Genomic DNA, 13,275 nt, shown 5'->3' with positions numbered 1-13,275 from the left:
CTCTGTAGCTCCCTCTCGCCCTCTCTCCCCCCAGCTATCGAGCGCCCGTCTGCCCTGCCTGCGCGCTCACTCATCGGTTTTCTTCTGCAACTGGATGGCGGCGATCACCGGCTGCGTGCAGCGATCGCGCTCAGCCAGGCGCTGTTCTGCCTTATAAAGATTATAAGCGCTATTGATAAGAGCGATATGAGTAAAGGCCTGGGGATAATTGCCCAAAGCCATGCGAGTGTGCGAATCGATCTCCTCGGAGAAGAGACCGAGGTTCCCGCCGTAAGTCAGCAGGCGTTCGAAGAGCGAGCGCGCCTCATCGAGGCGGCCCTGCATCGCCAGATTATCGATCAGCCAGCATGTACAGATCGTAAACGTGCCCTCATGGCCGGGCAGGCCATCCTCAGACAGGTAGCGGTAGACAAAGCCATGCTCGTCCGTGAGCTGCTCCATAATGCGATCGACCGTCGAGCGCATCCGAGGGTCGTCGGCAGGGATAAAGCCGATCAGCGGCAGGAGCAGATTAGAAGCATCGAGGGCCGTGCTTGCATATGATTGGGTGAACGCACCGATCTCGGTATTATAGCCGTGGGCCAGCACATCCGCCCGAATCTGATCGCGCACGCGGTACCAGCGCAGGAGATCAGCCTCCAGATGGAGCTGCTCAGCGGCGCGGATGCCGCGGTCCAGCGCGACCCAACACATGACCTTGGAATACACATAGTGGCGAGGCTCGCCGCGCATCTCCCAGATGCCGCGGTCCGGCTCATGCCAGTGGGCACAGACGTAGTCGACCAGCGAGCGCAGCATCTCCCACAGGGGGCCTTCCAGCTTCTCGCCATAGCGTTCGAAGCCACCGCGGCGGCGGTAGAGATGGATGCAATCCAGGATCTCGCCGAAGACATCCATCTGCTTCTGATCGGCAGCGGCGTTGCCAATGCGCACCGGGCGTGAGCCACAATAGCCCTCCAGGTGTGATAGCTCCTGCTCCGGCAGTTCGCGCTCGCCACGGATGCCATACATCACCTGCAGATCCTCGCCATTGGAATACGACAGGCGACGCAGCCAGTAGGTAAAGGCGCGGGCTTCATCGGTAAAGCCCAGGACCAGCAGGGCATAGAGCGTAAAAGAAGCGTCGCGCAGCCAGGTAAAGCGATAATCCCAGTTGCGCACACCTCCGATCTCCTCTGGCAGCGACGTTGTGGGCGCGGCCACCAGGGCGCCGGTAGGCGCATAGGTCATCATCTTCAGTACCAGGGCGCTGCGCCGAACCCATTCTGCATATGGGCCATCGTAGTTGATCCCTGAGATCCAGCGCCGCCAGCAATGCAGCGTATGGGCCAGCTCCGCGGTAAAATCGCGCTGGAGCAGCTCCTGCTCCACCAGCTTCCGTGCCGCGCGCAGGCTGCGCCCCATGCCGATAGCAAAGATCAGCCGCTCGCCCTCACGCAGCGTGACCTGCACCACCAGAGCGGGATGGAGCTTCTCCGGTTCCTCCCCCTCGTCTGGTACGATCTCCAGGGAGAAGCCCGGCAGCCGATAGGCCCCGATGATCGCCAGCCCAATGTGCTGCTGGCCATCCGAGATCACCGCCCCCGTTGCATTGGGCAGCAGCTCGATCTGGCTCGTCGTCGCTCCATAGTTGGGCGTCGCCTTCAGGGTCACCGTAATCGGCAGTTCTCCATGCGTGCATTCCACAATGCGCACCAGGCTATGGCACGAGCCGTCCTCATACGACCAGGTGTTATTGTTCAAGCCGCGGTAGGGCCAGGCCTCCAGCGACTCCACCGGCATGAAATCAGTGAGCACAATCTCGCCGCCAATGCTTGTAAAGCGCGTCTGCAGCACATTGCTATCGCGAAGATAGCGCTGAATTCCAGGAATCGTGTTATCGGTCGGGGCAACCTGGAAAAAGCCGCCACGCCTCGCATCCAGCAACCGACAGAAAATGGCCGGGCTGTCAAAATCGGGCAGGCAGGCCCAGTCTACCGAACCATCCGGCGCTATCAGCACAGCTGAATGACAGTCTCCGATGACTCCATACGATCCGATGGGCTGATAAGAGCGATTTTTGGTGTTCAACCCAACCATAGCACGAATCTTCCCTTTAGTGAGCTAAACTCTGCTTTTAACAGCTCCTTCCGAAAGAACCGGGCTTGCCGAGTCTCCTGCGGGGCTCCCAGGTTCCTTCCTCTGTGGGGCTCTTCCCCATCGAAGCCGGCTCCTTCTCCGGCCCCTTTTGTGAAGAGGACGGAGCAGAACCCTTTCTGGTAACAAGATATCAGAACAACCCTAAAAATGGGGGAAGAGCCGGTTTCCCCTCCTCTGCCTTGGCCGAGGAGAGATCGCCAGGAGAAAAAAAGATACCCTTTCCCCTTTCTTACTAAAGACCGCTGACCCCGCTCCTTTCTGACAGCCCCACACCTTATCTGCTCCTGCTCTCTTCCTTCCCTCGCTACCTGAACTCCCTCGCTCCTTCCGACCTCCCTTGTTCATCCTTCTGGCGGCGGTCCCCCTCTTCATGCAGCAACGCCGGCGTCGCCCGGCTCTTTCATCCGCCTCTCGTCGGGGCCCGCCGCCCCGGCAGCGCTGGGGGCTATACCTACATGTGGTGAGAACGGAAGAAAAGCGCTGAGGTAACGACGACAAACGATTGTGCGCTGCCTTCCTTCGCTGCTCTCACTCCCGCCTGCCACTCTCTCCCACGCCGCCTATTCATTAGAAAGGAAAAACCGGTCATTTTATTTCTTCACTCTACCCCTGCTTGCGGCTGCCCTCCTCAACAGCTATCCCCCAAGCCAGCCGCCTCGTCTCTCGCTATCGTGCCAAAATAAAGAAAGGAGGGATGGATGGGTTTCTCATCCATCCCGCCATTGCTGACCGGTACAGGCATCATTCTAATCGCATCTGAGCTTGCTGTCAAATGGCCTGGGCCACCTTTCCCCCGGTCCGGCTACCGCTCACGCTCCCGCCTTCAAGAGGCGCCCAGGAGCTGGTCACAACAGCAATCCGACAGAGATAGGACTTTCGGGGAGGTAAGGCATTCGTTCGAGGGCGCTCGCCGCTCCTGTAGGCTGTCCTTGCCGCCTGATCTGAAGTCCCGCCCTGTCTCGCCTGCCGGGCTTGCTCAACCCTCCCGCAGCCAGCGCGCTACATCGGGTGCAAAATAAGTGATGATGATGTCAGCGCCAGCCCGGCGAATGCCTGTCAAAACCTCCATGACGATGCGCCGCTCTTCCAGCCATCCTTGCTGGGCCGCCGCCTTGATCATAGCATACTCGCCGCTGACATTGTAGGCCGCCAGCGGCAAATCGTAATGCTCGCGCACACGCCGGATGACGTCAAGATAGGCCAGAGCCGGCTTGACCATAATGATATCAGCCCCCTCGGCGATATCCAGCTCGACCTCACGCAGAGCCTCGCGCGCGTTGGCCGGGTCCATTTGATAAGAGCGACGGTCACCAAATTGGGGGGCTGACTCCGCAGCCTCGCGGAAAGGACCGTAGAAGCCAGAGGCATACTTGGCTGAGTAGGCCATGATCGGCGTCTGCGCAAAGCCCCGCTCGTCGAGGAGACGTCGGATGGCGCCAACGCGCCCATCCATCATATCCGAAGGAGCCACGATATCGGCGCCGGCCTCGACATGCGAGAGGGCCATGCGCGCCAACAGCTCTAGCGATGGATCGTTCTGCACCTCACCGCCGGCAATAACGCCGCAGTGGCCGTGACTGGTATACTCGCAGAGGCAAACGTCGGTCACGACCAGCAGCTCCGGTACCGCCGCCTTGATGCGCTGGATGGCCCGCTGAATGATCCCCTCGGGATGATAAGCCTGCGAGCCTTGCTCATCCTTGGTGGCCGGAATGCCAAAGAGCAAGACAGCGGGGATGCCCAGGGCCGCCACTCGCTCGGCCTCACCCGCCACCTGCTCTAACGGCCACTGCACCACCCCCGGCATGGAAGCAATCGGACGCGGCTCGCTGATGCCCTCGGCGATAAAGAGAGGATAGATCAATTGCTCAACTGCGAGATGGGTCTCGCGCACTAGCCCACGTAAGCGCTCCGTCCGGCGCGTGCGCCGCAGGCGTGTGACAGGGAACTGACTCATGCCATCGCGCTCCTTTCCTTCCTGCCTTTCTTACTTTCTTCCTTCCCTTCTTCTCGCCCTCTCCTGCGTTCGCCCGCTGGGCCTCCCTTCCCCCAGATCAGCGTCAGCATGCCCTACGGCCCTGCCGCCCTCGTTCAGGGCCGCATGCTGGGGCCGGGATCACCCCCCGGCCACGACTCGCAGCGCCTGGGCAATGGCGTGCAAGGTCTCCTCCAGCATGGCATCGCTGTGCGCCAGCGAGAGGAAACAGGTCTCAAATTGCGAAGGAGGGAAGTAGACGCCACGCTCCAAGAGGGCCCAGAAGAAGCGCGCATAACGCTCGGTGTCGGCTCTCCTGGCCGTTGCATAGTTGAGCACCGGCTCGGCACTGAAGAAGAGGCAGAAGAGCGAGGCAAAGCGCACCACCTGCAGCGGCAGCCCGGAGGCCTCCACTGCCGCACGCAGGCCCTCCTCTAGCAGTGCCCCCTTGCGCTCCAGCTCCTCGTAGCAGCCGGGCTTTTGCAGCTCTTTGAGGGTCGCGATGCCCGCGGCCATAGCAAGGGGATTGCCGGAAAGAGTGCCTGCCTGGTAGACCGGTCCCAGGGGAGCGACCAGCTCCATGATGGCGCGCTTGCCACCGTAGGCTCCCACCGGCAAACCGCCGCCAATGATCTTGCCAAAGCAGGTCAGATCGGGCAGAACCCCAGTGCGTGCCTGCATACCGCCCAGGGCGACGCGGAAACCCGTAATTACCTCATCGAAGATCAACACAGCCCCGTGCTGCGTGGTCAGACGCCGCAGGGTCTCTAGAAAGCCAGGTTGAGGCAGCACCAGCCCCATATTGGCCGCCACCGGCTCAACGATCACCGCCGCAATCTCCTCGGGATAGCGCTGAAAGGCTTCCTCAACGGCTGCACTATCATTGTAGGGCAGGCTGATCGTGTGAGCCGTCGCCTCCGACGGCACCCCGGCGCTGCCGGGCAGCCCCAGCGTGGCCACGCCCGAGCCGGCCTGCACCAGCAGCAGGTCGGCATGACCATGATAGCAGCCATCAAACTTAATGACCTTGGAACGCCCCGTATAGGCGCGGGCCAGGCGCAGCGCGCTCATGGTGGCTTCCGTACCCGAGTTAACGAAGCGCACCAGCTCAACTGATGGGACGCTTTCCACTACCAGACGAGCCAGCTCATTCTCGGCCTCGGTCGGAGCCCCAAAGCTAAAGCCGCGCCGCGCCGCTCGGGTCACCGCCTCGACTACCGCAGGATGGGCATGACCCAAAATCAGCGGCCCCCAGGAGCCAACGTAATCCAGATAGTGGTTGCCATCCACATCATAGAGATGGGCCCCCTCACCACGCTCGATAAAGATCGGCTCTCCTCCTACAGCGCGGAAGGCCCGAACTGGACTATTGACCCCCCCGGGCATAAGGCTTTGAGCCTCGCGGTAGAGAGCCCGCGACCATTCTCGTCCCGCCTTTTTGCCTGACTGTTGCCGCTCCGTTTGCATCGCCAGCTCCTTCTTAGATCCATACTCACCCGTACTCATCTTGCCCCTATATCGCTCCATTCACGCTGCCTGCAAGCCAGGGCCTCCCCACCGCTCTCAACGCGCTGCGCCCAGGCCCTCAGTCAGTCAGCTCCCTGCGCTCAGGCCCCAATGTCGTCAAGGATCTCCGGCAAGGAGCGCGCAACGCAGGTGAACATGGGCGTGTCGCGCAAGGTATACTGGCTGGCCTCGCTCTCGCGCATCTCCTGCACGAGATCAAGAAAATCAGCCACGCTGTCGGATTCAAAGGCGACGACAAATTCCTGATCGTCCAACCCAAACGAGTAGGTGGTGTGGATCTTGATGTTGGGATAGGCCACTCCCATGCGAATATGCTCGTCCATCATGCGCTTGCGCTCCTGCAGCGACAGAGCATACCAGGGGCGCGTCTTCACAAAAGGATAGACGAAGAGATAAGGCTTGTCTTCGAGCGTAATGACCAGCCGCGGGTCATGGGCCGCCCCACGTGGGCCTTTGCCCACATAGACCGAACGCTTGGTCATCGAGAGGAAGGAGCGCACTTCGGGCAAATAAGGTCCGATGGCGCTGCGGCGAATCTTGCTACTCAAACCCTGCAGATGTCCCAGATCGTAGGTTGCCTGCCAGAGCATAAAATCGCAGTCGGAGCGCAAGCCATAGAGAGCATAGCTGCGAATCAGTGAGCATTGGGCATATTCGTCGTAAATGGCCAGCAGCTCCTCGCGGCCCGCGCGCCGCTGCTCGGCAGGCAGGCGCAGCCACAGGGGATCAAGCTTGTAAAAGACGAAGCGTACAAGCTGACGAGGCTGCTTCGGTTTGGCCCGAGCTGGTTCCTGCTCAGGCAGAGTTGTGACTGTCTGCTCAACGGTTTCCATCTGACCTGACATGGCCTTTCTCTCTTCTTAGCTTCTCTCTATCTACTCTAACACACCTTGTTCGGTATTGCTATCCACTTCTTGTCGATTCGCTCCCTGACCCGTTTTCAGGACAGGGCCGGGAGACGCCGCCCATTCCCGTCTCACCGGGCGGAGTCTTGAACTGCCTGTCCCTGAGAAGCCTGGGTCTGCTGACGATAGTAGGCTACGATGGCCGCAACCAGCCCCTCGATAGTAAAAGGCTGGGCTTCGATGGCAACCTGCAGGCCCAGCGCCCGCGCCGTGGCGGCGGTAATGGGGCCAATGCAGGCGATCACCACGCCTTGACGGGCTAAGAGGACACCGGGCGAGGCTCCGGCTGCTCGCGTGCCCATCGCCTGCTCCAGCCAGTGCACAAAAGAGCGTACCGTCGATGAGCTGGTAAAGCTAGCCAGCGAGAGGCGCCCCGCTTCAATCAAGGTCAGCACCTGCTGTCCGCGCGGATCATCGCCAGCCGCCGGCAGGGTGCGATAGGCTGGCACCTCCTCGACCAGCATGCCGGCCTGCTGCAGAGCCTCGGCCAGCACACGCCGGGCCTCGGCGGCACGGGCTAACAGTACGCGCTGCCCCGCAGGGGCCACCCCCTGACGCTGGCATTCCGCCAGCAAGGCAGCGGCTACCTGCTCAGCCACATACTCCTCGGGCACCAGCACCCCACTCACGCCATGCTCAGCCAGCGCTGCCGCTGTGGCCGGTCCAATAGCCGCCACTCGCGCCCCCCCCGTGCTCAGCAGGGACGGCTCCAGCCCCAGGGTTCGCAGGCGCTCAACACAGAAACGCACCCCGTTGACACTGGTAAAGACCAGCCAATCATAGGGAGTGCGTCCATTCTCGCGACCAGCTGCCAGGCGCTGCAAGGCACGATCAAGCGGCGCCCAATCGTCTGGCGGCACCAGGCGAATCACAGGGAAACACAGCGTTTCCGCCCCAAGAGCCTGCAGACGGCTGCTGAGCGCCTCGGCCTGCTCCTGAGCGCGCGTGACCAGGATCGTCCGCCCGCGCAGGGGCTGCCCCTGATCCTCAACGGCCACCATCAGCGCACCTCCTCCTTGCTTGTTGTAGCCTGAGCCTCATCCAGCTCAAACCGTGCTGGCAGCGCGGATCTCGGCGATAATCTCCTCGGCCCCCTGTGCCAGGGCCTGCTCGGCCAGCATCATTCCCAGCTGAGCCGCCAGGCGCGGAGCCTGCCCGGCATGCCAGGCCACGCTTCCCTGGACCCGCACCGCCCGGCGTCCGTCCAGGCTGATTACCAGGGCCCGCAGATGCAGGCGTCCGTCAGCCAGCCAGGCATAGGCCGCGACTGGCAGATAGCAGCCGGCCCCCAAATGGCGCATAAAAGCGCGCTCAGCGCTCGTGGCCGCCTGCACCTCCACATCGTTGAGCGGGGCCAGCAGTGGCAGCAGCTCCGAATCTGCCCGCAGCTCCAGAGCTAAAGCTCCCTGGCCAGGAGCCGGGAGCAGCGTCTCTACCGGCAAGCACTCCAGGCGATCCGCCAGCCCCTCAGAGAGACCGAGACGGCGCAGGCCCGCCGCGGCCAGCACAATCAGATCGTAGTCGCCGGCCTCCAGCTTGCGCAGACGTGTATCCACATTGCCACGCAAGGGCAGGATCTGCGCCTGCGGATAGAGCGCGCGCAATTGAGCCGCGCGGCGCAGGCTGCAGGTCCCTATGCGCACTCCAGGCTCGGCAGGCGAGCCAAGAAAGTCGCGGCGGCGCACCAGTACATCCCGCACATCCTCGCGCGGCCCTGGCACCAGAACCAGAAGGCCCTCCGGCGGCGCCGTTGGCAGATCCTTCAGGCTATGGACCGCCAGATCGACCACCCCCGCCCGCAGGGCGCGCTCGATCTCCGTCACAAAGACCCCATCACCGCCAATCCGCGCCAGCGGGGCCTCCGTCACGCGGTCCCCGTGTGTATGAATCGGCTCAATGACGATCTCCAACTCGCGATACAGCTGCTGCAGCCTGGCGATCACTGTCTGCGTCTGAGCCAGGGCCAGCTTGCTGGCGCGTGTCCCGATCACTAGTCTGTTCATCCGTCGCCACTTCCAAATCAAAGAGATAGCGCAGCGCCTCGGCGTAGACATGGCCACGCCCGGCAGCGGCGGCCTCCTTGAGGCGCGTCACCGGCTTATGGAGCACCTTATTCATCAGGCGGGTGGTCAGCTCCTGGATGGCCGCCAGCTCGCGCTCCGAGAGCGAGGGCGAGAGTTGGCGCAAGGTGCGCGCCAGCTCCTGCTGACGGAAGGACTCCACGCGCTCGCGCAGCTCGACGATCGTCGCAGTCACGCTCAGCGAGCTGAGCCAGCGCGCAAAAGCCTCGACCTCCTCGGCGACGATGCGCTCAACCTGGGCCACTTCCTGCAGACGCAAGCGAATGCCTTCATCGACTACCAGGCGCAGATCATCAATATTGTAGAGGTGAACCTCGGGCAGCGCTCCCACCGCCGGATCAACATCGCGCGGCAAGGCAATATCAATGATAAGCAGCGGGCGCCCCTGCCGCCGCGGCAGAACCGCCCGCATCATTTCCTCGGTGACCACCGTATGGGGGGCCGTGGTTGAAGTAATGACGACATCCGCCTCCACCAGCACCTCCGGCAGCTCGCTAAAAGGGCGGAAGGCGGCCCGCTCCCCAAGCTGCTCTACCAGCTGCCGGGCATGCTCCGCGGTGCGATTAACAATGATGAGGCGGCGCGCTCCGTTGTCACACAAATTACGTGCCGCCAGCTCGCTCATCTGACCCGAGCCGACGAGCAAGACTGAGGCCTCGTTGAGACGCGGAAAGAGCTGGCGCGCCAATTGGACCGCCGCATGGCTGATCGAGACCGCCCGTCGACTGATGCCTGTTTCGCGACGTGCCCGCTTACCTGTGACCAGCGCCGCGCGGAAGAGGGCCGAGAGCACCGGCCCGGCAAAGCTCCCTCCCTGGGCCAACTCCAGGGCCTCGGCCACCTGCCCCTGAATCTGCGGCTCCCCCGGGATCAGTGAATATAAGCCGCAGGCCACGCCGAACAGGTGCCGCGCCGCCTCCAGGTCGGTATACGTGTAGCAGTGCTGCTCCAGCGACGCCCGCTCCACACCACGCTGTTCGCAGAGCACCCCGAGCAAAGCCTCGCGCCCACTGTGCTCCTCCTCCGAGCAGACCGCGTAGAGTTCGAAACGGTTGCAGGTTGATAGCAGCACCGCCTCCTGTGCCACCTGGCGCACCGCCCGCAAGAGCGCCGCCACCTGACGCGTCGCACAGGCTAGCTGCTCACGCAACTGAATCGGCGCCGAAGTGTGATCAACGCCTACCAGGACAATCTGCATGCTCTCCTCAACAGCTCACAGAAGAAATCTCTAAAATCTCAAATCATTGGCGGTCTATGGAGATTTTAGCGATTCTCTCTGAAGAGTCAAGGCCGAATCCCCGGATATCTCATCAGGTAATTACCGTATTTTGTCTCAGGTGGAATTTGCTAAAAAAAAGAGGGCGACCGCGTGGGCCGCTCCGCAGGCCGCAGAGATCACCAGCCCACCAGCCGCCATGCTGCCCTCGCCCGGGCCACGCTCCTGCGCTGTTGTACTAATATAGTACCACTCGGGGGCCCTGGCCGCCAGTGAGCAAGAAGCTAGAGAACGGCCAGGCACCGGCCAGCCCCGCGCAGAATAGAAGTCATGCTCCGCGCTGGCTCACAGCTGCCTCTCAAAATCACTACCTGAGAAAGATTAAATAGAAGAAAAGAAACCAGGCGGGCAACTGAGACCTCTGGCGCCAAAAATCCCCGGTCTCTTAGGTGCCTGCCTGGCAAAAAGCAGAAGTAAGGAGAGAAACGACGTACGCTTTAGAGTATTCTCTGGCTGAAAGACAAGCTGGGACAGCAGCGAAGTGGCCCGAGCCTCCTAGGCAGCCAGCACCTTTTCCAGGTTCTTGAAGAAGGTGCTGAGAGAATTCTTGGCCACCCCCTGCCCCACAGGATTGTTCGCAACAGCGATCGGGCCGCTCATCTCAGCATTGGCATCGTAGGAGAGCAGGGTGCCATCTGGCTCATCGGCCAGTGTGATCTGAGCTGTGGCATCGATGGAGCCACCGCGCCCCTGACGCTGCAACTGCAGTACGAGCAGATTGGGCACCTGACGCTGGACAATGTTGAGCAGGGCCGTGTAGGTCCCCTTCAGCCCCGGGATCGGCAGCGACAGCGTCACCTTCAGATGGTTCTCGTCCGCATATTCGACAGCCTCGCAACCAGGAATACACTGCTTCAGCACCGCCGGATTCAAAATAGCTTCAAAGACACGTTGGCTAGGTGCATGAAACTTATACGTACCGTTGAACTTCATCCAGATCCATCCTTTTGCATCAGCGAAATAACTGGTATGTACGGCGTTCCTCAGTCAGCCAGCCTGCTTGAGAAGCAGCTCCTGACCACTGGGCAACGTCGGGCTTTATTCTAGCCACTCGCCAGAGCACTTTCAAGCCCGCAAGATTGAGGATACCTTATATTCCTATGCATTGAGCCACCCCAGCCCTCTGGCCTAAATGTGCTATCTTCCCCTTCCCTCTGTCCCTCTTTGTGTTATACTGCCTGAAAACGTGCTATCGAGTATCAGCGTATGTAGAGAGGCCAGATCTCTCCAGCGCCGCAATGTGTACGTGTTCGTCTGGAAGGGAAGCATCATGGTTCGGAGAGAAGAAGACATCAATATCGAGCAACAACAGCAACAAGAACAGCTCCATTGGCGCAGGCGAGCCGAGCGAGGCCGCAAGCGGTTGTCGGCCTCCGTCGAGGATGTACTCGCCGAGCGTGCGAGCAACGAACCCCTGGAGGAAGAGGAATCCGGGGAAGAAGAGCTGGTCCGCGCCCGCCAGGCTGATGCTCGGTCAGCCGGGCTGGTTCCGCCGCGCCTGAGCCTGCAGTCGCGCGAGTTGGCGATTCCGTCAGCAGCAGGGGACGCCACGACAGAGCAGGAGTCGCCCCGGCCCGCAGCTGCTCCTGCTACTCAGAGCAGCGCAGCCCACGAGCACGAAAAGGAAGAGGCGGAGAAGCTGGCGGCGAATCGTGTGCTGGCCGCTTTCGCGCGGCGTGTCACCGCCTCTCTTGCCGCTTTGGGCAAGGTGCGGCAGCCGGGCCAGCGCTCACCGGCGCCGGTCACGGCTGTGCTGCCAGCTTTGCCAGCTGAAAGCGAGGCAGGGGCATCGTCGACCAGCGCAAACGCCATTGTGACCACGCCGTCGGTCCCTGGACCCGCGCCCGAGCCCCCCACGGAGAAGCCGCTTATGGTCTCTTCTTCCAACGTGGCTATCCCGCCGGTCGGCAGCGGTCACGAGAGTGGGGTCAGGGAAGCCACTGGTGCAAGAGTGCCGGCGGCCTTGCCTCAGCCGCGAGAGACGACGCGCCCCTCTTCTCAACGCCTGGCCGGACGGACAACGCGTGTGCGCCTGGAGGCCGCTCCCAAGCTCGCCAGCCCCCCCTCTGCACTGGCTGGCCCGGGCCTGACAGCGCCTTCCCAGACTACACGTCCGCTCCCCGCGCTAGGTAGCGGCTATCCTTCTCCTGCCGGCGCTGCTCCGCGCCCGGGTCCATCTGCTCTACCATCGCCGTCGGAGCGCTCTCTGCCGCCATCGCCATCTGGTCCCGCAGCGCGCCCAGGCCGCCAAGAGTGGCCAGCTCCTGCTGTGGCAAGCATACCCCTTCCCTCTTTCCGCTGGCAAATTGGGAAAAGCTGCTTTACACGTGGACAGGGCGAAATTGCTGTGAACTGCCCCGCGGTCAGCGAGACCAGTGTCGTGTTGGTGACCTTAACAGGGGACCCGGGGCCAGTGGTGGTGCAATACGTATCGCTCCAGCCAGGACGGGGGTTCACGGTTCACCTGAGCGCTCCCACCCAGCGCGAGACGCCTTTTCACTACGTCGTGCTCGAAAGCACACCGCTCAGTAGCGACGCCGAGCGCTCGCAGCCAGGCAATGGTTAGCGCTAGCACAGCACAGCACAGGACACGGCTCCCCGCTCCACGCCAGCGAAGCCGCTTCCGCTCTGACCGGCCCGGCCCGGCCTGTCCTGGCTAGCACTCGCCACGCGCCTCCGCCTCCAGGCGCCGGAAGAACTCGCACATGAAGGCGTAGCGCTGCCGGGCCAACTGGCGTCCTGTGTCCGTGCAGAGCCGTTCAGGCAGATCTGTAAAGAGAAGGCGAAATTCGATTGAGGGGGAATAATCCGGGCGATCGCGTAGCTCGCGCACACGCAGCGGGGTAAGAGGCAATACCAGGTCCTCCGGTAGGGGGGCATAGACCCGTTGTCCGCGCCGACCAGTGATCATATATAAGCGTCCGATCCCAATGGCGCCCAGCGCATCCAGTTTATCGGCATCGTAGAGCACCTGGCCCTCCAGAGAGCGCGGTCGCCGGCCCGCGGTCAGGCGATGATCGGCGATGGCTTCCTGCACTGCCGGGATCGCCTCCTGGGGAAAGATCGTACCGCGCAGCAGCTCGGCGGCCATCTGGGCCCCAATCAGCGCGTGGTCGCCGCCCTGCCGACGCTCCCGCTCCTGGCCGATATCGTGCAGAGCCACCGCCGCCCAAATAACCGACAGCTCGCCTCCCTCACGCCGCTGAATCGTCTCGGCCAGGGTCATCACCCGCAGAATATGATCCATATCGTGCGCCACATCGCTGCCTCCCTCACGCAGCATGGTGGCACGCGCCAGCTCCAGCAACCAACCTCGCAGTTCAGCAGGCTCCGCCTGCTCTTCTTTTGCCTCTGACACCTGCTCACTCCTGC

At 62.3% G+C, this 13,275-nt stretch carries 10 protein-coding genes; 1 reads left to right on the top strand and 9 read right to left on the bottom strand.

All coding sequences use genetic code 11. The features are described from left to right. Nucleotides 1–66: 66 nt before the first annotated feature. The 8 genes from IRZ31_RS07420 to IRZ31_RS07385 all read right to left on the bottom strand — a co-directional run bounded on the left by IRZ31_RS07420 (nucleotide 67) and on the right by IRZ31_RS07385 (nucleotide 10,836). A complete protein-coding gene (locus tag IRZ31_RS07420; protein ID WP_297151781.1) occupies nucleotides 67–2,079 on the bottom strand; it encodes a glycoside hydrolase family 15 protein in 2,013 nt (670 codons plus the stop codon). Nucleotides 2,080–3,115: 1,036 nt separating this feature from the next. Beyond that, nucleotides 3,116–4,096 (bottom strand): porphobilinogen synthase, encoded by a 981-nt coding sequence (gene hemB, locus IRZ31_RS07415; RefSeq protein ID WP_112433554.1) that lies wholly within the window; start codon nucleotides 4,094–4,096, stop codon nucleotides 3,116–3,118. 159 nt (nucleotides 4,097–4,255) lie between these two features. Continuing rightward, the gene (gene hemL / locus IRZ31_RS07410) at nucleotides 4,256–5,581 is read right to left on the bottom strand and encodes a glutamate-1-semialdehyde 2,1-aminomutase (protein ID WP_297151778.1); all 1,326 of its coding nucleotides are present in this window, start codon (nucleotides 5,579–5,581) and stop codon (nucleotides 4,256–4,258) included. A gap of 140 nt (nucleotides 5,582–5,721) precedes the next feature. Continuing rightward, entirely contained in the window at nucleotides 5,722–6,486 is a 765-nt protein-coding gene (locus tag IRZ31_RS07405; protein ID WP_297151775.1) for a chlorite dismutase family protein, read from the bottom strand. A gap of 131 nt (nucleotides 6,487–6,617) precedes the next feature. After that, complete coding sequence (locus IRZ31_RS07400) at nucleotides 6,618–7,547, bottom strand: uroporphyrinogen-III synthase (protein ID WP_297151771.1); 930 nt, start codon at nucleotides 7,545–7,547, stop codon at nucleotides 6,618–6,620. A 45-nt stretch (nucleotides 7,548–7,592) separates the two neighbouring features. Next, complete coding sequence (hemC, locus tag IRZ31_RS07395) at nucleotides 7,593–8,549, bottom strand: hydroxymethylbilane synthase (protein WP_297151767.1); 957 nt, start codon at nucleotides 8,547–8,549, stop codon at nucleotides 7,593–7,595. Then, on the bottom strand, nucleotides 8,440–9,825 hold the full coding sequence (gene hemA / locus IRZ31_RS07390; RefSeq protein ID WP_297151764.1) for a glutamyl-tRNA reductase: 1,386 nt from the start codon (nucleotides 9,823–9,825) through the stop codon (nucleotides 8,440–8,442). Before hemA ends, hemC begins: the two co-directional genes overlap by 110 nt. Before the next feature lie 573 nt (nucleotides 9,826–10,398). Continuing rightward, complete coding sequence (locus tag IRZ31_RS07385; RefSeq protein ID WP_297151761.1) at nucleotides 10,399–10,836, bottom strand: carbon monoxide dehydrogenase subunit G; 438 nt, start codon at nucleotides 10,834–10,836, stop codon at nucleotides 10,399–10,401. A 337-nt stretch (nucleotides 10,837–11,173) separates the two neighbouring features. Here IRZ31_RS07385 and IRZ31_RS07380 point away from each other — a divergent pair, with 337 nt between their 5' ends. Continuing rightward, nucleotides 11,174–12,469: a hypothetical protein gene (locus IRZ31_RS07380; RefSeq protein ID WP_297151758.1), complete on the top strand. Its 1,296-nt coding sequence runs from the start codon at nucleotides 11,174–11,176 to the stop codon at nucleotides 12,467–12,469. Between the two features lie 90 nt (nucleotides 12,470–12,559). Here IRZ31_RS07380 and IRZ31_RS07375 read toward each other — a convergent pair whose 3' ends face one another. Then, complete coding sequence (locus tag IRZ31_RS07375; protein WP_112433537.1) at nucleotides 12,560–13,261, bottom strand: HD domain-containing protein; 702 nt, start codon at nucleotides 13,259–13,261, stop codon at nucleotides 12,560–12,562. Nucleotides 13,262–13,275: the final 14 nt, after the last annotated feature.

The organism is Thermogemmatispora sp. (genome assembly GCF_019683635.1).
GTDB lineage: Bacteria > Chloroflexota > Ktedonobacteria > Ktedonobacterales > Ktedonobacteraceae > Thermogemmatispora.
The sequence above is the reverse complement of the archived record's forward strand: the minus strand, read 5'-3'. Positions and strand labels throughout refer to the sequence as shown.